This is a genomic window from Cellulosimicrobium sp. G4 BAM 1002 (assembly GCF_057126935.1).
In genome coordinates, this window is the sequence record NZ_CP182109.1 from 3,112,427 (window position 1) to 3,131,684 (window position 19,258).

The window sequence follows — 19,258 nt, forward strand, 5'->3', positions numbered from 1 at the left end:
CCAGCCGCCCACGGCGAGCTGCCGAGTTGCGCGGCTCGGCCCGAGCGTGCACTATTTAGGAAACTTTCTTAAAATACGCTCGAAGGACCGCCGATGACCGCGCCCCCTCCGTCCAGGCTCCCGGGTACCCCCGGGCTCCTGCGCACGATCAACGACCGCGCGGCGCTCGAGCTCCTGCTCGACTCCGGGCCCCTCACACGGTCCCAGATCGGCGATCGCACCGGCGTCTCGCGCCCGACCGCCTCGCAGATCGTCGCACGCCTCGAGCAGTCCGGCCTCATCGAGCCGACGGGCTCCGTCCAGGGCGCTCGGGGCCCTCAGGCCACGACGTACGCGGCGCGCACGGACGTCGTCGTCGGGCTGGCGCTCGACGTCGTGCCGACCGGCGTGCGGGCGAGCGTCGTCGACGCGGTGGGACGCACGCTCGGCGAGAGCGTCGTCGAGTCCGGTCCGGACAGGACCGCGCTCGCCGACGTCCGGACGGCGTGGGAGGAGTCCTGCGCGGCCGCGGGCGTCCCCCGGGAGCGCGTCGCGTGCGCCGCCGTCGGCGTGCAGGCGGCCCCCGAGCCGCGCAGCGGGGATCTCGCCCTCGTCGGCGAGCTCCCGGGCTGGCCGCGCCACGGTCTGCGCGCCCACCTCGAGAACGCGCTCGGCATCTCCGTGCGGATCGAGAACGACGTGAACCTCGCCGCGATCGCCGAGCGGGACGCCGGCCGGGACGAGAACAGCTTCGCGCTGCTCTGGCTCGGCGCGGGGATCGGCCTGGGGTCGTGGTTCGACGGGCACGTGCACCGCGGCACCGCCGGCGGGGCCGGCGAGATCGGCTACCTGCCCGTCCCCGCCGCGAGCATCGACGACTCCGTCAACGTCCAGGACCTCGTCGGGGGCCTGCGGGTCGTCGAGGTCGCCGCACGCGCCGGCGTGCCGGGGGTCGGTCCGACCACCCCGTACGACGACGTCGTCACCGCCCTCGCCGAGAACGCGGGGACACCCGCGGTCGGCGTCGTCGTCGACGAGCTCGCGCGCCGGGTCGCGGTCGTCCTGCAACCCGTCGTCGCCGTCCTCGAGCCGGACGCCATGGTGCTCGGGGGCCCGACCGGGGTCGCGTGCGGGCAGGCCCTCGCGGAGGCGACGGCGAGCCGGCTGCGGGGCACGGAGCTCTCCGCCGGATCGGTGGTCGCCAGCGCCGTCCCCGAGCTCGCGGTACTGCGCGGCGCACGCTCCGTCGTCGCGCAGGACGTGCGGTCACGGCTGCTCGCCGCGGCCGGCCGGCCGGACCACGTCGCAGTCGCCGCGGCTCCAGTCCCGGGGTAGTCCTCTTCACCTGCCCCGCCGGGCGGTGACCGACCGACCGTGGCACGGTCGGTCACCGCTCACCCTGTTCAGCGGGGGTAGAGCAGCTCGAAGCGCTCGCAGACCAAGGGCATGTCCGGCGTGAAGTCGCGCTCCAGCACCCGGTCGAAGTACTTCTCGTGCTCCGCGCGCCACGACTCGAGCGAACGGTCGTCCTCGCCCTCCGCGCGCGCGAAGTCCGCGTCGACGTCGTCGAACGCGACGATCTCGATCGACGTCGTGCGGATCAGGGCGCGCGGGTGCCCCTCCCCGTCTAGCAGGATGGACAGCTCGCCCTCCTGCGGGACGGGCTCGCCCGAGTCGTCGTACTCCCACAGAGCCGACGACGTCGCGGTCTTCTCGCCCGTCAGCACCGCCGCGAGCAGGTCGTCCGCGAGCGCCGGGTTGTCGCCGAACGACCACGCCGGCGGGGGCACGCTCTCGGACACGGTCGCGCCGACGACGACGCCGATCCTCGCCATGCCCGCGCTCGGCCGGGCCAGCTCCCAGAAGGCGAGGATCTCCGCCGCCCGCTCGTCCACCATCGTCGCGTCCTCGGACACCGGTTCCCCCTCGTGTGCGTCTCGGGTCATGCCCCCATCGTGGCGCACCGCCGGGCGATGTGCCCGGTCCCGCGCCATTCGTCCCGCTCGTGTCGCCCTGCCCGACGGCGACGGTCACATCGCTCGTGCTGGCCGTGCTCCTACCGGTCCGAGGTGACCCGGCAGCACGGGAGCGGGCGGCGGCCTGCGGGCAGGAGCTCTCTCGGTGAGCCGACGACGAGGGGTGGGTGACCCCTGTCGCGCGATCGTGGCGGGCCTGGCGGGAGCGGTGCGAGGAACGAGCACCGCGGATGGTAGATCGCGCGACAGTGGTCACCCACCCCCCGAGGTGAGCAGCGGGTTCAGAATCCGAGGATCAGCGAGCGGCAGAGCCTTCGGTGTAGTCGGCGTCCTGCTGCTTCCACGCGAACAGCGCGCGCAGGTCCTTGCCGACCTTCTCGATCGGGTGCTGGGCCGCCTTCTCGCGCAGCTCCTTGAACTCCGGCGCGCCGGCGTCCTGGTCGCCGATGAAGCGCTCGGCGAACGCGCCCGACTGGATGTCGGCGAGGACGGCCTGCATGTTCTCCTTGACGTGCGCGTCGATGACGCGGGGGCCGGAGACGTAGTCGCCGTACTCGGCGGTGTCGGAGACGGACCAGCGCTGCTTAGCGATGCCGCCCTCCCACATGAGGTCGACGATGAGCTTGAGCTCGTGGAGCACCTCGAAGTAGGCGATCTCGGGCTGGTAGCCCGCCTCGGAGAGGGTCTCGAAGCCGTACTGGACGAGCTGCGAGACACCGCCGCAGAGGACGGCCTGCTCGCCGAACAGGTCGGTCTCGGTCTCCTCGGTGAAGGTCGTCTTGATGACGCCGGCCCGCGTGCCGCCGATCGCCTTCGCGTAGGACAGCGCGACGTCCCACGCCTGGCCCGACGCGTCCTTCTCGACGGCGATGATGTCGGGGATGCCGCGCCCCGCGACGAACTCGCGGCGCACGGTGTGGCCCGGCGCCTTCGGGGCGACGAGGATGACGTCGACGCCCTCCGGTGCCTCGATGTAGCCGAAGCGGATGTTGAACCCGTGCGCGAACGCGAGCGTCTTGCCGGCGGCGAGGTTCGGCTTGATCTCGTCGTTGTAGATCGAGCGCTGGTGCTGGTCGGGCGCGAGGATCATGATCAGGTCGGCCCACGCGGCGGCGTCGGCGACCGACTTCACCTCGAAGCCCTCGTCCTGCGCCTTGGCGACGGACTTGGAGCCCTCACGGAGGGCCACGACGACCTCGACGCCCGAGTCGCGCAGGTTCTGCGCGTGCGCGTGACCCTGGCTCCCGTAGCCGACGATCGCGACCTTCTTGCTCTGGATGATGGACAGGTCGGCGTCGTCGTCGTAGAACAGCTCAGCCACGATGGATCTCCTCGGTTCTTCGTCTGCGGTGCAGTGTCTGTTGCGATGAATCGGTTCTCGGGTGCGCACCGACCGCCCGTGCGGGTCTCGGTGCGAGGGTAGGCGATGGTCAGGCGGACCGGGCGACGCGTTCCAGCGCTCGGTCGGTGATGGAGCGGGAGCCGCGCCCGACGGCGACGGTCCCGGACTTCACGATCTCGCGCACGCCGTACGGCTCGAGCGCGGCGAGGAGCGCGTCCAGCTTCTCGCCCGTGCCCGTGGCCTCGACGGTCACGGCGTCCGGGACGACGTCCACGACCTTGGCGCGGAACAGGTTGACGACCTCGAGCACGCCGGTGCGGTTGGCGCCGTCGGCCCGCACCTTGACGAGCAGGAGCTCGCGCTGCACGGACGCCGCGGCGTCGAGCTCGACGATCTTGATGACGTTGACGAGCTTGTTGAGCTGCTTCGTCACCTGCTCGAGCGGGTGCTCCTCGACGTCGACGACGACGGTGATGCGCGAGATCTCCTCGTGCTCCGTCGGCCCGACGGCGAGCGAGTGGATGTTGAACGCGCGACGGGCGAACAGGCCCGCGACGCGGGTGAGCACGCCGGGCTTGTTCTCGACGAGCACGGAGAGGGTGTGGCGGGACATGGCTGCGTGCTCCTCAGTCTTCGCGGTCCCACGCGGGCGAGATGCCGCGCGCGTACTGGATGTCGTCGTTGCTCACGCCGGCGGCGACCATCGGCCACACCATGGCGTCGCGCGAGACGTTGAAGTCGATGACGACGGGGCGGTCGTCGATCTCCATCGCGCGCTTGATCGCGGCGTCGACCTCGCCCATCGACTCGACCCGGATGCCCTCGCACCCGTAGGCGTCCGCGAGCTTGACGAAGTCGGGGACGCGCGCGGTGCCGTGGCCCGTGTGCAGGTCGGTGTTCGAGTAGCGCTTGTCGTAGAACAGCGTCTGCCACTGGCGCACCATGCCGAGCGAGCTGTTGTTGATCAGCGCGACCTTGATGGGGATCTCGTTGATCGTGCAGGTCGCGAGCTCCTGGTTGGTCATCTGGAAGCAGCCGTCGCCGTCGATCGCCCACACCGTGGCGTCGGGCCGCCCGACCTTCGCGCCCATCGCCGCGGGGACGGAGAAGCCCATGGTCCCGAGGCCACCGGAGTTGAGCCAGGTGCGCGGGTGCTCGTACCGGATGAACTGCGCGGCCCACATCTGGTGCTGGCCCACGCCCGCGACGTAGATCGACTCGGGTCCGGAGATCTCGCCCAGGCGGGAGATGACGTGCTGCGGGGCGAGGTGGCCGTCCTCCGGCTCGGTGTACCCGAGGGGGTACGTCTCGCGCCAGTCGTCGATCTGGCGCCACCAGGCCTCGACGTCGGGCTTGCCCTTGGCCTCGTGCTCACGCTCGAGCTCGGGGAGCAGATCGGCGATGACCTCCTTGAGGTCGCCGACGATCGGGACGTCCACCGCCCGGTTCTTGCCGATCTCCGCAGGGTCGATGTCGGCGTGCACGATCGCGGCGTGCGGCGCGAAGCTCGAGAGCTTGCCCGTCACGCGGTCGTCGAATCGGGCGCCGAGCGACACGACGAGGTCGGCCTTCTGCAGCGCGGCGACGGCCGGGACGGTGCCGTGCATGCCGGGCATCCCGAGGTTCTGCGGGTGCGTGTCGGGCACCGCGCCGCGCGCCATGAGCGTCGTGACGACCGGTGCGCCCGAGAGGTCGACGAGCCGACGCAGCTCGGCCGAGGCGTTCGCCCGCACCACACCGCCGCCCACGTACAGCACCGGCCGACGCGCCGAGGCGAGCAGGCGCGCGGCCTCCTTGATCTGCTTGGAGTGCGGCTTCGTCACCGGGTGGTAGCCCGGGAGCTGCAGCTCCTGCGGCCAGGAGAACGTCGTGCGTGACTGCATCGCCGACTTGGCGATGTCCACGAGCACCGGACCGGGGCGCCCCGTCGAGGCGATGTGGAAGGCCTCCGCGATGGTGCGCGGGATGTCGTCCGGGTTCGTGACGAGGAAGTTGTGCTTGGTGATCGGCAGCGTGATGCCGACGATGTCGGCCTCCTGGAAGGCGTCGGTGCCGATCGCGGACGCCGCGACCTGACCGGTGATCGCGACGAGCGGGATCGAGTCCATGTTCGCGTCGGCGATGGGGGTCACGAGGTTCGTCGCCCCCGGGCCGGAGGTCGCCATGGTCACGCCGACCCTGCCCGTCGCGTGGGCGTATCCCTGCGCGGCGTGGCCGCCGCCCTGCTCGTGGCGCACGAGGATGTGGCGCAGGCGCTGGGAGTCCATGAGCGGGTCGTACGTCGGGAGGATCGCACCGCCCGGGATGCCGAAGACGACCTCGGCACCGGCCTCCTCGAGCGAGCGGACGATCGACTGCGCGCCGGTCATCTCCTCGCCGGTCGAGGTGCCGGTCGAGGTGCCGGTCGTCGCGCCCGCCGGGCGTGCCGTGGCGGGGCGCCTGACGTCCCCGCGCGGGACGACCGACGCGGGCGTCGGGGCGGGCTTCGGCGCCGCGGGCGCGGGCGTCGGGGCGCCCGTTCGCGGAGGTGCCGGGGTGGGACCCTGGGCCATGGTGTCTCCTGCGTGTCGTGGCTCGGCCCGGCGGGCGCCCCGTGGGGCGCTCCGCCGGGTACCGGAGCCGACCGTGGTCGTGCGGTCGTGCTGGTCGCGGGTGCGGTGCCGGTCTGCGCGGGTCTCGCGGGTGCGGCGTGCGCGGTGGCCGTGGGTGGGCCGTTCGCGGTCTGTCTGGCGTTGTGGTGGCAACAAAAAACCCCTCGGACCCGGTATGCCGGGCTGAACGAGGGGTGAGCGCGCTGACGAAGCCTGTGGCGTGGCCTCAGCCGGCGCGCTCAGGAAGTACTACAAGGAGGATCGTCTGCACGTCTGGGACTGTACGCCCATGTTTCGGGGATGTCACGTGTCGAGGCGGCCGTCTCACGCACTGGGATGCGAGGTGCGACGCAGCACCCGTCCCTCCCACGGGCGCAGGTGCCCGACGGCGCCCGGCCGACCGACGTCGTCGGGCTCTTGCGGGTGCGTGGCCACCAGGGTCGGGGCGCTCTCCCAGCCGACGAGCGTCTCGCGCGGAGCGTCGCGCGCCTCGCTGCTCACGTTGACGAGGACGAGCAGCTCCTCGCGCGAAGGCGCACCCCCGTCGACGCCGTCGATGTCGAGCGTCCGGGTGAACGCGTAGATCGCCTCGTGCTCGGGCAGGAGCATGTGGAAGTCGCCCAGCGCGACGACGGGCTCGTCGTGGCGCAGCGCGACGAGGCGTCGGTAGAAGTGCAGCACCGAGTCCTCGTCCGCCCAGGCGGACTCGGCGTTGATCACGGTGTGGTTCGGGTTGACCTCGAGCCACGGCGTCCCGGTCGTGAACCCCGCGCTCGGGCTCGCGTCCCACTGCACGGGCGTGCGCGCTTGGTCCCGGCTCGCGTGCGCGAGGACCTCGAGCATCTCGGAGTCCGTGCGCAGCCGCGCGTGGCCCGCGCGGCCGGTGAGCTCGAGGTAGTACCCGAGCGACTCGACGTCCTGGTACTGCTCGATCCGGGTGAAGGGCGCGTTCGTCATGCCGAGCTCCTCGCCCTGGTAGACGTACGGCGTTCCCCGGTGCAGGTGCAGGAGGAGCGCGAGCGCCTTGGCGGACGCGACACGGTGCTCGGGCGAGTCGTCACCGAAGCGCGAGACGACCCGCGGCTGGTCGTGGTTGTCCCAGTACAGGGCGTTCCAGCCGCGGTCGGCGAGCCCCGCCTGCCAGCGGCCGAGGGTCGCCTTGAGGTCGGCGAGGTGCCACGGGACGGGGTCGTAGCGCGTCGCTCCGTGGTCGATGCCCATGTGCTCGAACTGGAAAACCATGTCGACCTCGCGCCGCGCGGGGTCGGTGTAGCGCAGGCCGTGCTCGACCGTCACTCCCGGCGTCTCCCCCACGGTGAGGATCTCGCGCCCCTGCGCGAGGTAGGGGGCGAACACCTCGCGGTGCATCTCGGCGAGGAACTCGTGCACGCGCGGCCCGTCCGTGTAGTGCGGGCTGCCGTCGCCGAACGTGCCCCAGTGCACCTCGCCGTCGGGGAGCGAGCCGTCGGGGGCGACGGCCTTCGAGACCAGGTTGATGACGTCCATGCGGAACCCGTCGACGCCGCGGTCGAGCCAGCGCCGCATCATCGCGAACACCGCCCGGCGGACCTCGGGGTTCTCCCAGTTGAGGTCCGGCTGCTTGGTGTCGAACAGGTGCAGGTAGTACTCCCCCGACGCCTCGTCGAACCGCCACGCGCTGCCGCCGAAGAAGGACCGCCAGTTGGTCGGCTCGGCGCCGGGCGCGCCAGGCTCCATGCCGTGGCGGGCCGGCCGCCACCAGTACCAGTCGCGACGCGGGCTCTCGGCCGACGACCGCGACTGGACGAACCATGGGTGCTCGTCGCTCGTGTGGTTGACGACGAGGTCCATGACGAGCTTCATGCCCCGCGCGTGCAGACCCTCGATCAGCGCGTCCAGGTCGGCGAGCGACCCGAACAGCGGGTCGACGTCCTCGTAGTCGCTGATGTCGTAGCCGTTGTCGGCCTGCGGCGAGCGGTACACGGGAGACAGCCACACGACGTCGACCCCGAGGCGTTCGAGGTGGTCCAGCCGCAGCGTGACACCCGGGAGGTCGCCGATCCCGTCCCCGTCCGTGTCCTGGAACGAGCGCGGGTACACCTGGTAGACGACGGCCCGCGTCCACCAGGGCGCGGCGTCCGGGGTCTCGGCGCCGGGCCACCCGCCGCGGGGTGCGTCGGCGGCCGGGGGGTGCTGCGGGGTCATCGGGCGTCCTCTCGCGTCAGGGTCTGCTCGTCCCACCCTGCACGATGCTCCGGGCCGCGGCGACGCGGCGACCTGGGTCCATCAGGACGTCGACGTCGTCGACCCACTGCTCGACCGACCCGACGCCGGACGGCAGCCCCCGCACGAAGGGATCCTCGATCGTGGCCGTCACCGCCTCAGCAACCCCTCCCAGCCCGCGGAACGGCCGTCCCCAGAACGGCTCGACGACGTTCTCGACGGTCGGCAGGCCGACGTCGTCCTGGAGCGAGTGCAGCGTCTCGAGCGCCCGGCACAGAGCCGCCTCGCGCACGGGCCACGCGCCGGCCGCGAGCGCCGCGCCCAGGTCCACGCACGCCGTGCCGGCACGCGGGAGGGCGGCGAACATCGTGCCGAACCACTTCGAGTAGGGCGGCCAGCGCCGTTCGAGCAGGAACCCGAGGTGCATCGCGGCGCGCACGAGCCGCGCGGCGACCACGCGCGAGCCGAGGTCGTCGCCACGCTCCCCTGTCCGGCCGACGAACGGCAGCTCCTGCCCGATCCGTGCCCAGTCGGTGGCCACCCCGTACCGCCACACGTCGTCGGGGTACCAGACGAGGCGCTCGCGGGCCGCGGTGATCCGCCCGTCGGTGTCCAGGAAAACCGGACCGGCCGTCACCTCGAGCACCGCCTGGCCGGTGAGCGCCAGCCAGTCGCCCACGGCGAGCGGCCGGGTGGCGTCGACACCCAGCCGGGACCTCACGAAGGTCGCGGGCGAGGCGACCTCCACCTGGTGCGGACCGTGCGGCTGCCACGTCGTGGCGAACCGGGTCGGGTGTCCCTCGACCGTGTCAGGCAGCTCGGCGTCGAGGAGCGCGTCCACCTTCTCGACCATCGTCTCGTCCACCAGCAGCGTGAGACGCAGGCCCCAGTCGTGGTCGCGCGAGGTCTCGTCGTCCAGGCCGAGCACGTCGGACCCGCTGCCGAGCCGCGCACCGGCGTGCGGCAACCCCGGCCACCGCGCGAGCACGAGGGGCGCGACGACGTCGTCGTAGTAGCGGCGAGCGAGGTCGGTCCCGGAGTCCACGCGCACATCCTGCCCGGTCGTGCCCCCGGCGACGACTCTCGGACCTCGACCCGTCCGACGACGCTCGCTGCGCTCGTCGAGGAGCTCGGGCACCGGCTCCTTCGTCACCAGGACCCGGCGCCGGCGAAGGTCGTCGGGTCGGGGTCGACGCCGAGGACGTCCCTCAGGACCGTGAGGTCGTAGGTGCGCTCCGTCGCGAGGTGGCTGAGGGCGTACCTCGTGAGGCGCGGGGGAGCTGGGCGGCGGAACCGCCGCGCGACGGCCTCGACCGCGCCCGCGAACGCCCACGCGGGGCGCACCGGGACGGCGACGACCTGCGCGTCGGTGCCTCGGCGACGCAGCACGTCGACGAGGGCGTCGCGGAGGACGACGGGTTCGGCGTCGGCGACGTTGGCCACCAGGAGACCCGGAGTACCGGCGGTGGCGCCACGCAGCACGCCCTCCGGGCGCTCGAGGGCGGCCCGCACGGCCGCGACGAGCGTGTCGACGTGCGTGAGCGACTGCAGCACGCGCCCGCCGCCGGGCAGCACGAGGCGACCGCGGCGCACGGCGGCCTCGACACGTGGCAGGAGCGTCGTGTCCCCCGGTCCGTAGACCGCGTGCGGGCGCAGCACGACGACGGCGCCTCGTCCGGGGTCCCGCGCCACGTCGCGAGCCAGCGCGCGCTCGGCCTCCGCCTTGGTCGTCCCGTACGCGTCGAGGTAGCGGCCCACGGGCGCCTCGGCCTCTCGGGCGCGCACGCTCGGGCGGAACGGGTCGTAGACGCTGCCCGACGACACGTGGACGAACCGTGCACCGGGGAAGGTGTCGCGGACCGCGAGCGTGCCGGCGACGTTGGTCGCCCGCGCGACGTCGAGCGCGCACCAGTCGGAGACGGCGGCCCCGGCGTGCACGACGGCGTCCACCTGCGGTGCGCCCGCGAGCGGCCCGGCCGTGAGGTCCCACGGGAGGTGCCGGGCGCCGTCGACCACGGCGTCGCGGCGGGAGGACGTCCACACGTCGTGCCCGTCGGCGACGAGCGCCCGGGCGACCGCTCCCCCGACGAACCCGGAGGCCCCGGTGACCACGACCCTCACGCGCGAGCACCGCCCGCGGCGGTCACCCGTGCGGAGACGTACGGCGCCGCGGCGCGGACGAGCGCCGCGCGATCGGGCTTGCGCGAGCGCCCGGAGAGCGGGACGCGGTCGGCGTGGAGCACGACGTCGGGCAGGGCGTCGTGGTCGAGGGCGCCCGGCAGCGCGTCGCGCACCCGTGCGACGAGGGGATGGTGCGGGTCGAGGCGGACGGGTTCGCCGGAGCCGGGCGCCACCCCGGGCGCGGGCGAGCCGGCCGACGTCACGACGAGCGCGACGCGCTCGTCGCCGTCGACCTGCGGCACCCCGACGAGGACGGCCTCGCCCACCCCGTCGAGCGCCGCGACACGCGGCTCGAAGAGACCGGGATAGATGTTCGTCGTGCCGCGGATGATCATGTCGCGCGTGCGCCCGACGAGGACGACGCGTCCGTCGGCGTCGAACCGTGCGAGGTCGCCGGTGCGGTGCGCGGCGACGCGCGCGCCCGCGCCGCGTGCTGGTGAGTCGAGGTCGTGCAGGTAGCCCGCCATGAGGGACGGTCCGGACAGCACGAGCTCCCCGACGTCGTCGTCCTGGTCGTCGACGGGCTCGATCCGGGCGCGCGTACCGGGCAGCGGGGCCCCGACGAGGTCGCCGTCACCCGGGTGCGCGAGCTTGTCCGCGGCCTCCACCACGGCGACGGGCAGGATCTCCGTCATGCCGTACACGCCGACCCAGCGCGTCGCGGGCAGGACCCGGGTCGCGCGGTCGAGCAGGGCGCGGGTCACCGGCGCTCCCCCGACGAGCGCGACCCGCGGACCGGTCGCGCGGACCCGGCCCTCCTCGACCGCGTCGAGCAGCGCGGTGACGTCGGCGGGCACGAGGTAGGTCCCCGCGGCGCCGTCGAGCTGCTGCGCGAACGTCGTGATGTCGCGACCCGGCGGGTCGGCGGGCACGGACCACGTCGCACCCGCGAGGAGCGCGGGCACGCCGAGCAGCATCTGGTCGGTGTGCACCACGTCGCCGGGTGCGAGCTCGAAGACGTCGCGCAGCAGGTCGCACCCCGCGAGCAGCGACCCGGCGCTGTGCACGACGGCCTTGGGCTGCGCCGTCGTACCGGACGTGAAGACGACGAGCGCCTCGCGGTCGGGGTCGAGCGGCGGGAGCGCGTCCGCTCTCGGATCCTCCGGAGGGGCGCCGGTCGCGAGCGAGCGGGCCGAGCGGGAGCCGCGCGGGACGCCCGGGAGCCACGGCCCGGCATGGACGTGCCAGAGGGGAAGGCTGGCGTAGTCCGGCAGGAGCAGCCCGCGCGAGCGCGCGAGGCGGCGCAGCGGACCGCGCGAGACGGCGTAGAGGAGCGACTCCGTGGTCGCGAGCACGGGTCCGGCGGCGCGCACGCGCGCGGCGAACAGCTCCGGCGTCGAGCCGGGGTCGACGAACACGATCGTGCCGCCGGCACGGACGACGCCGAACGCGAGCACGACGCCCTCCGGCCGCGGGCGTACCGAGAACAGGGCGCGCCCGCCCGGCGAGAGACCGTCGGTGGCGAGCGACGTCGCGCTCGCCTCGACGCGGCGCGCGAGGTCGGCGTAGGTGAGCTCCTCGCGCACGCGTGTGCCGCGCCGACGGGACGGTCGGGTCCAGCGTCGCAGCGCGACGGCGTCGGCGGAGGGGTGCCCCGGCGTGCCTCGGGCCAGGATCGGCGCGAGAAGGTGCTGGGACTCGTCGTCAGGCCCGGTCACGCTGCGGCCGCCCCTCGCCGGGCCGGGTCGACGCCCGCCCGCTCGACGGCACGCACGCCGAGCGACCGGTACGCCGGGATGAGGACGCCACGGGCGACCTCGCGGTCGGTGACCTCCAGCGTGCGCCCGGCGGCGACAACCGGTCGCAGGGCGTCCAGCACCGCGTCCACCTGCGCCCTCGCGAGCGGCATCCCGAGGCAGAAGTGCGGCCCGGCGCCGAACCACAGGTGCCGCACCGCGGGGTCCACGGGCGCGTCCGGGTCGAACGGTCCGGCGTCCTTGCAGCAGGAGATCGTCGCGATGACGACGCGATCCCCGGCGCGCACGCGGACGTCGCCCACGCTCGCGTCGGTGCGCACCGAACGCAGCATCGCCGGCGTGGGCGAGGTGACGCGCAGCGCCTCCTCGACGACACGCCCGCGCAGGGCTGCGGCGGCCTGGCCCGCCTCGTCGCGGGCGGTGGGGTCGCTCGCGAGGGTCCGGTCGAGCCACGCCGTGTCCGCGGTGAGCGCGAGGAGCCGCGGCACGAACGACTGGATCGTCTCGGTCCCGGTGAGCACGAAGGCTCCGACGGCGCCCATCGCCTCGTCCTCGGAGAGCCCGAGCTCGCGCATCCGCCCGGGGACGGTGGCGGGGTCGCCGGCGCGGTAGGCGTCGCGGGCCGGCGCCGAGAGACGGGCGAGGACGGCGCGCGCGTGCCGCACCTGCGCGGGCGTGAGGCTGCGCCGGTGCAGGCGCACGAGTCCGACCACGGACTGCGCGGCGGCCATGGCGTCGCGCACCGCGGCGTCGGTCGGCGGCAGTCCGGTCATCGCGCAGATGACGGACCCGGCCATCGTCGCCGTCTCCGCGACGAGGTCGACACGTTCCCCCGCGAGCAGCCGCGGGGCCAGGCGCTCGAGGACGTCGGGCACGCTCGCCCCGACGAGCTCGCGCACGGCGCGGGGCGTGAACAGTCCCGAGAGAGTTCGGCGCAGGGCCGCGTGGTCCGCGCCCTCCATGTTGAGCAGCACCGACGGGCCGAGCACCGGCGTCCACAGGTCCGACGGTGAGCCGGGACCCACCTTGGTGAAGCGTCCGGTGTCGAGGAGCACGGCACGTGCCGTCGCGGCGTCGGACACGACGACGCCGATGCCGGGCACGCGCACCACCGGACCGAGGCGCCGCAGCGCCCGGATCGCCGGGTAGACGACGGGGTGGGCACCGCGCTGGACGCGCTCCTCCCAGCGCATCGCGGCGGCGAGACGTGCCGCCGGCACGACGCTCGCGGCGGGACGGGGTGGGGCGATGCTCATCGGATGTCCACGAGCTCGGGTCGGTAGCGGTGGTCGGCGTACCAGCCGAGCGTGCGCACGAGTCCCCACGCGTGCGCCCGGCGGGCCGAGGCCCGCACGACCACCTCGCGGTGGGCCCCGTAGCGCGTCGTCAGCCGCCGCACGGCGTTGACCAGCGCACGGTCCTCGTGCAGGTCCTCGATCGCGGTGCGCGGGAACCCGCCCGCCGCCTCGTACAGGTCTGCGGTGATCGCCATGTTGCAGCCCGGCGCCATGACGTACGGGCCGAGGTACGACGGGTCCTGGTTGCCAGGGCGGAACCGCCCGAACGCGCTCGCGATGCTCACGGCCGCCGTCAGCACTCCCTGCTGGACGGGCGAGACCGGCCGGTCGTCGGTGCGCGCGACCAGCCGTCCCGCGACGAGGTCGTGGCCGCCCGCGAACGCTGCTCGCACCCGCCGCGTCCAGTCGGGCAGCGGCAGGCAGTCCGCGTCGGTCCGCGCCAGGTGGGTCGCGCCGTGGGCGATCGCCGCGCGCATGCCCGTGTCGGCGGCCGCCCCCGTGCCCTTCTGCGGCTCGTCGACGACCCGCCAGCGCGACATGCCCCACGCCGAGGCGGTCTCGCGGACGAGGTCGCCCGTCCCGTCGGAGGACCCGTTGTCCACGACGACGAGGTCGAAGTCCGTGTCCTGCTGGTCGCGCAGCGCCTCCAGCGTCGCGGCGATCCCGTGGGCCTCGTCGCGCGCGGGCACGACGACCGCGAGCCGTTGCGGGCTCGCGACGTGCCGGATGAACCGGCGCGACCCGCTCATCGGGCCACCCCGTCCCACGACCCGCTCACAGCCGCACCACCGTCGCGCCGATGCTGATGCCGCCGGCGAGGCCGACGAGCACGACGACGTCGCCCGGCCCGACCCGGCCCGTCTCCAGGGCCGTCGCGAGCTGGAGCGGGAGCGTCGCGGAGGCGACGTTGCCGTGGTCGGCGACGGTGACGAGGGTGCGACCGGTGGGCAGGCCGAGCGCCGCGTGCACGTCGTCGAGGTACGCCACGGCGACCTGGTGGACCGCGACGAGCGCGACGTCGTCCCACGTGAGGCCCGCACGTGCCAGCGCGTCGAGCACGACGCCCGGCCCGAGCGCGAGGAACGCGTCGCGCAGGCGCGAGCCGTCGATCTCGAAGTACGTCCGTTCCAGGTCGCGCGGGTGCGCGGTCCCGCCGCCCGGGAGCGTGCCGACGTCCCAGTGGGTCGACTCCGCGCCGAACGCGCTCGCGAGGATGCCTCGGGGGGCCGGCGCGCCCTCGCCGTCGCACGCCTCGACCTCCGCCGGGGTCGCGCGGCGGACGAGGACCGCGGCCCCGGCGTCGGACATCGTGTACCCCGGCGCGGAGAGCAGGTACGTCGCGCGGTCCGGGACGTCCCAGCGCACGGCGCGCGACGGCGCCTCGCCGCACGCGACGAGCACCGTCGCGTACCGTCCGCGGGCGATGAGCGCCTCGGCCACCTCGATCGCGTTGAGCACCGAGTTGCACGCGTTCTTCACGTCCATGACCGGCGCCCGCACGCCGAGCTTCGCCGCGACGATGTGGCTCGTGGCGGGCTCGACCATGTCCTGGCTCGCCGACGCGAAGAGCAGCAGGTCGACGTCGCCCGGCGCCAGGCCCTCGGCCGCGAGGAGCTTCTCGGCGGCCGCGACCGCGAGGTCCGAGGCGTCCCAGTCGTCGGGCAGCACGTGGACGCGGCGCACACCGGTCAGTCGCGCGACCATCGGCACGCGCGGCGCGGCACCCGGGTTGCGCGCGGCGAGCGCGAGCTCCGCCTCGCGCACGTCCACGGTGCGCTCGGGAAGGTGGATGCCGACCGCGGCGATCACCGCGGTCGGAGTGGTCGCCGCGGGCGGGCGCGTGACGGCGCCGGGCGGGTGGGGGTGCGAGAGGTCGGGCACTCGCGACAGGGTAGCGACGGCGCGTCCTCGCACCGCTGCCCGTCCACAGCGCCCGCCCGGGTGAAGTTCGCGGGACGTCCTGTGGATCCCGCCCCCGCCGTCGGCGGCGCTGGACCACACTGAGCGTCGTGACCTCCACCCGCACCTCGGTCCGCACCTCGATCCACACGGCCGTCGCGTCCGCTCTCCCCGCACGCCGGCGTGTGCTCCCCACCACCGGCCAGGAGCTGCGCGTGCTCGCGGCGGCCCGCCCGGAGATGGCCGGGATCCTGCTGGTGGGCCGTCGGCTCGCCGGCCGGCGCGCCGACGGCACGGGCGGGCTGCGCCGGGTCCCGGGGCTCGGCTGGGTGACGGCGGACCCGACCGTCGGGCGTCGCATCCTCACGGACCCCGGGCACTTCACCATCGTCGGCGAGGGCGGCGTCGGGCACCTGTGGGCACAGATCCTCGGCGACTGGGTCCTCGACCTGTTCGACGGGCCGGGGCACCACGACCTGCGCACCCGATCGCGGGAGCTGTTCACCGAGGCGAGCGCCGCAGCCCTGGTCGACGGCGCCTGGTCCAGCGCGCTCGACGACGCGCGGCGGACCCTCGCCGCGGGCGGCCCGGTCGACGTCGGGCACCTCTCGCGCGTGCTCGTCGGCCGCATGATGATCTCGCTGCTCGGCATCCCTGCCTCCGGCGTCTCGACCGGCCGCGTCGGGCGTGACGCGGCGGTCGCCACCGTGCCGAGCGCCGACGACGCGCTCATGGCGTTCGCAACGGGCGAGCGCCTCGCCGCCGTCGCGCTCGGCACCGCGGGATCCACCTACCTCGCGCCCGCGGAGGTCGCCGCCGCCCAGGAGCTCGTCGCCGAGCTCACGCGCGGTGTCCCGGACGGGTGGCGCCACGCACCCGCCGACCGACTCCTCGGACGGTGCCGTGAGCTCGGGCTGAGCCTGGAGGAGACGACCGGCCTGGCGAGCCTCCTCATGGTCGCGGGCACCGAGACCTCCGCCTCGGCGATGGCCCGCACCACGGCCCTGCTGATCGACACGGGCGAGCAGCACCGCCTGCTGCGCCTGCTCGCCGACGAGCGCGACCACCCGGTGGAGCGCGCCGCGGGCGAGCCGGACGCCGTCGAGAACGCGGTGCGCGAGGGGCTGCGCGTCACGAGCCCTGCATCGGTGATCGGGCGCGGTGTGTCCGCCGACGTCGAGGTCGCGGGCCGCACGCTGCGTGCCGGCGAGCGGGTCATGATCCTCACCTGGGCGGCGAACGTCGCCGCGGGACCGTTCCGCGCCGACCGCCCGTACGTGCGCGAGACCCGCCAGCTCTGGTTCGGTGCCGGGCGGCACCTGTGCCTCGGCGCTGCGCTCGCACGGGCCGAGATCGGGGCGCTCCTGCACGCGCTGTGGGACGACGGCGCCCCGCTGCGCGTGGTGTCGCGCCGCGCGAAACGACGCGTCCTCGTCCCGGGCTACGACGAGCTCGTCGTCGCGCGCGCCTGAGGCGACGTCACCTGAGAACCGCGCTCAGTCGCGCGCCTGCCACGTGCACACGCACGCCTCGTTGCCCTCGGCGTCGGCGAGCACCCAGAACGACGGCGCGCGCCGGTCGGAGACCAGGTGCCCGCCGGCGGCGATGGCGGCGGTGACGCGCGCCTCGGCGACGTCGTGCGGGACCGTGACGTCGACGTGGATGCGGTTGCGCTGCTCGCGCGGCGCGTCCATCTGCTGGAACCAGAACGCGGGCGCGTGCGCCGTCGGGTCGACGAGCGAGGGCGCCGCGTCCGCCGGCCCCTCCTCGACGAATCCGAGCACGGCACGCCAGAAGGGCTGCACCGCGGAGCCGACGAGGACGTCGACCGCGATCTCGACGTCCTGCACCGCTGTCGGGTCGGCCACGAGATCGAGCTCGCGCGCGGCGTCGGAGATCTGCCGCGCGAGCTCGACGTCACGACCGCTGAGCCCGCCGACGTCGTGCGACGTGAGCCGGACCGTCACCGTGCCGTAGCGCAGGTCGACGTCCGGGTGGTGGTTCGCGGCGTCCGCGAGCTCGCCGATCGCGTCGACGAGCTCGACACCCGCGGTGAACGAGCCGGTGCGGAACAGCGTCTGCGCCGTGCGGAGGATGACGCGCCAGTCCTCCACGCCGTCGCTGTCATGGAACTGCCGGGCAGTGATGCGGTCGTCCGTGGCCATCCGTCAGCTCCTCCTCCATACCGCGGCACGCGCTCGTCTGGAGGCGGAGTGGTCAGCGCCCGGCCGAGCGGCACGGACGGTCGACGCCCGCACCCCCATGCTGGTCCGCGGTGGGTCCCCTCGCCAGCCCTGGCTGCGCCATGCCGACATGCCGGACCCGGCGGACGGGGCGCGGCCGACGGCACGGGCGTCCGCCCGGAGCACGGCGGCGACGGGCCTACTCGAGGATCGCGCCGCGCGACGCCGACTGGACGAGCTTGGCGTACTTCGCGAGCACGCCGCGCGTGAACGTCGGCGGCAGCGGCGCCCAGCCGTCGCGGCGTGCGGCGAGCGTGTCGTCGTCGACGAGCAGGTCGAGCGTCTTGTTCGCCACGTCGAGGCGGATGCGGTCGCCGTCGCGCACGAACGCGACCGGGCCGCCGTCGACCGCCTCGGGAGCGACGTGCCCGACGCACAGGCCGGTCGTCCCGCCGGAGAAACGGCCGTCGGTGAGGAGGAGGACCGTCTTGCCGAGCCCCGCGCCCTTGATCGCCCCGGTGATGGCGAGCATCTCGCGCATCCCCGGCCCGCCCTTGGGGCCCTCGTACCGGATGACGACGACGTCGCCGTCCGTGATCGTCCCGTCCTCCAGGGCGTCGAGCGCGGCACGCTCACGCTCGAACACGCGTGCCGTGCCCTCGAACACGTCCTCGTCGAACCCGGCCGACTTCACGACGGCACCTTCGGGCGCGAGCGACCCGTGCAGGATCGTGATGCCCCCGGTGTGGTGGATCGGGTTGTCGAGAGCCCGCAGGATCTTGCCGTCCGGGTCGGGCGGGTCGATGTCGGCGAGGTTCTCGGCGACCGTCCGGCCGGTCACGGTGAGCGCGTCGCCGTGCAGGAGCCCGGCGTCGAGCAGGGCCTTCATGACGACGGGCACTCCTCCGATGCGGTCGACGTCGTTCATGACGTACCGGCCGAACGGCTTGAGGTCGCCGAGGTGCGGGACGCGGCTCGCGACGCGGTCGAAGTCGGCCAGCGTGAGGTCCACCTCGGCCTCGTGCGCGATGGCGAGCAGGTGCAGCACCGCGTTGGTCGAGCCGCCGAAGGCCATGACGACGGCGATCGCGTTCTCGAACGCCTCCTTGGTCATGATGTCCCGTGCGGTGATCCCGAGCCGCAGCAGGTTGACCACGGCCTCCCCCGACCGGTGCGCGAAGGCGTCGCGACGGCGGTCCGCCGACGGCGGCGCCGCAGACCCGGGGAGCGACATGCCCATCGCCTCGGCGACCGACGCCATGGTGTTCGCCGTGTACATGCCGCCGCACGCGCCCTCCCCCGGGCAGATCGCGCGCTCGATGCGGTCCACGTCCTCGCGGCTCATGAGACCGCGCGCGCACGCGCCGACGGCCTCGAACGCGTCGATGAGCGTGACCTCCTTCTCCGTGCCGTCGGAGAGCTTCACCCAGCCCGGCATGATCGAGCCCGCGTAGAGGAACACGCTCGCGAGGTCCAGCCTCGCCGCGGCCATGAGCATCCCCGGCAGCGACTTGTCGCACCCGGCCAGCAGCACCGTGCCGTCGAGCCGCTCCGCCTGGACCACCGTCTCGACCGAGTCCGCGATGACGTCACGGCTCACGAGCGAGAAGTGCATCCCCTCGTGGCCCATCGAGATGCCGTCGGACACGGAGATCGTCCCGAACTGCAGCGGGTACCCGCCCCCGGCGTGCACGCCCTCCTTCGCGCCCTGCGCGAGCCGGTCGAGCGACAGGTTGCACGGCGTGATCTCGTTCCACGAGCTCGCGATGCCGATCTGCGGCTTGGCGAAGTCCTCGTCGCCCAGCCCGACGGCGCGCAGCATCCCGCGCGACGCCGAGGCCTCCAGCCCGTCGGTGACTTGGCGGGAACGCGGCTTGAGGTCGGAAGGCATCTCAGTACTCATGCACAAA

The 19,258-nt window shown here is 74.0% G+C and carries 15 protein-coding genes; 2 read left to right on the forward strand and 13 right to left on the reverse strand.

Annotated elements, in window-relative coordinates; all coding sequences use genetic code 11:
* Positions 1–93 precede the first annotated feature (93 nt).
* The gene (locus ACMXGY_RS14155; protein WP_483773622.1) at positions 94–1,314 is read left to right on the forward strand and encodes an ROK family transcriptional regulator; all 1,221 of its coding nucleotides are present in this window, start codon (positions 94–96) and stop codon (positions 1,312–1,314) included.
* Positions 1,315–1,382: 68 nt separating this feature from the next.
* On the opposite strand, the gene ACMXGY_RS14160 is transcribed toward ACMXGY_RS14155, so the two are convergent.
* The 11 genes from ACMXGY_RS14160 to ACMXGY_RS14210 all read right to left on the reverse strand — a co-directional run bounded on the left by ACMXGY_RS14160 (position 1,383) and on the right by ACMXGY_RS14210 (position 15,147).
* A complete protein-coding gene (locus tag ACMXGY_RS14160; protein WP_483773623.1) occupies positions 1,383–1,925 on the reverse strand; it encodes an ASCH domain-containing protein in 543 nt (180 codons plus the stop codon).
* 325 nt (positions 1,926–2,250) lie between these two features.
* On the reverse strand, positions 2,251–3,276 hold the full coding sequence (gene ilvC / locus ACMXGY_RS14165) for a ketol-acid reductoisomerase (RefSeq protein WP_483773624.1): 1,026 nt from the start codon (positions 3,274–3,276) through the stop codon (positions 2,251–2,253).
* Positions 3,277–3,385: 109 nt separating this feature from the next.
* Entirely contained in the window at positions 3,386–3,910 is a 525-nt protein-coding gene (ilvN, locus tag ACMXGY_RS14170; protein ID WP_483773625.1) for an acetolactate synthase small subunit, read from the reverse strand.
* A 13-nt stretch (positions 3,911–3,923) separates the two neighbouring features.
* Positions 3,924–5,849: an acetolactate synthase large subunit gene (locus ACMXGY_RS14175; RefSeq protein ID WP_483773626.1), complete on the reverse strand. Its 1,926-nt coding sequence runs from the start codon at positions 5,847–5,849 to the stop codon at positions 3,924–3,926.
* 363 nt (positions 5,850–6,212) lie between these two features.
* A complete protein-coding gene (locus tag ACMXGY_RS14180; protein WP_483773627.1) occupies positions 6,213–8,072 on the reverse strand; it encodes an alpha-glucosidase in 1,860 nt (619 codons plus the stop codon).
* Between the two features lie 16 nt (positions 8,073–8,088).
* Positions 8,089–9,135, reverse strand: a complete 1,047-nt coding sequence (locus ACMXGY_RS14185) for a DUF4037 domain-containing protein (RefSeq protein WP_483773628.1) — start codon at positions 9,133–9,135, stop codon at positions 8,089–8,091.
* Positions 9,136–9,239: 104 nt separating this feature from the next.
* Complete coding sequence (locus ACMXGY_RS14190; protein WP_483773629.1) at positions 9,240–10,211, reverse strand: NAD-dependent epimerase/dehydratase family protein; 972 nt, start codon at positions 10,209–10,211, stop codon at positions 9,240–9,242.
* Entirely contained in the window at positions 10,208–11,929 is a 1,722-nt protein-coding gene (locus ACMXGY_RS14195) for a class I adenylate-forming enzyme family protein (protein ID WP_483773630.1), read from the reverse strand. Before ACMXGY_RS14195 ends, ACMXGY_RS14190 begins: the two co-directional genes overlap by 4 nt.
* Entirely contained in the window at positions 11,926–13,224 is a 1,299-nt protein-coding gene (locus ACMXGY_RS14200; RefSeq protein WP_483773631.1) for a cytochrome P450, read from the reverse strand. Before ACMXGY_RS14200 ends, ACMXGY_RS14195 begins: the two co-directional genes overlap by 4 nt.
* Positions 13,221–14,015, reverse strand: a complete 795-nt coding sequence (locus ACMXGY_RS14205) for a glycosyltransferase family 2 protein (protein ID WP_483773632.1) — start codon at positions 14,013–14,015, stop codon at positions 13,221–13,223. Before ACMXGY_RS14205 ends, ACMXGY_RS14200 begins: the two co-directional genes overlap by 4 nt.
* Positions 14,016–14,040: 25 nt before the next feature.
* Positions 14,041–15,147, reverse strand: a complete 1,107-nt coding sequence (locus ACMXGY_RS14210; protein WP_483773633.1) for a 3-oxoacyl-ACP synthase III family protein — start codon at positions 15,145–15,147, stop codon at positions 14,041–14,043.
* 128 nt (positions 15,148–15,275) lie between these two features.
* Between ACMXGY_RS14210 and ACMXGY_RS14215 the strand changes: the two genes are divergently transcribed.
* Complete coding sequence (locus ACMXGY_RS14215) at positions 15,276–16,637, forward strand: cytochrome P450 (protein ID WP_483773634.1); 1,362 nt, start codon at positions 15,276–15,278, stop codon at positions 16,635–16,637.
* Positions 16,638–16,661: 24 nt separating this feature from the next.
* On the opposite strand, the gene ACMXGY_RS14220 is transcribed toward ACMXGY_RS14215, so the two are convergent.
* Both ACMXGY_RS14220 and ilvD read right to left on the reverse strand, forming a co-directional pair.
* A complete protein-coding gene (locus ACMXGY_RS14220) occupies positions 16,662–17,330 on the reverse strand; it encodes a 4a-hydroxytetrahydrobiopterin dehydratase (RefSeq protein WP_483773635.1) in 669 nt (222 codons plus the stop codon).
* A 217-nt stretch (positions 17,331–17,547) separates the two neighbouring features.
* Positions 17,548–19,251, reverse strand: coding sequence for a dihydroxy-acid dehydratase (gene ilvD, locus ACMXGY_RS14225; protein ID WP_483773636.1), 1,704 nt, complete (start codon positions 19,249–19,251; stop codon positions 17,548–17,550).
* Between the last annotated feature and the right edge of the window lie 7 nt (positions 19,252–19,258).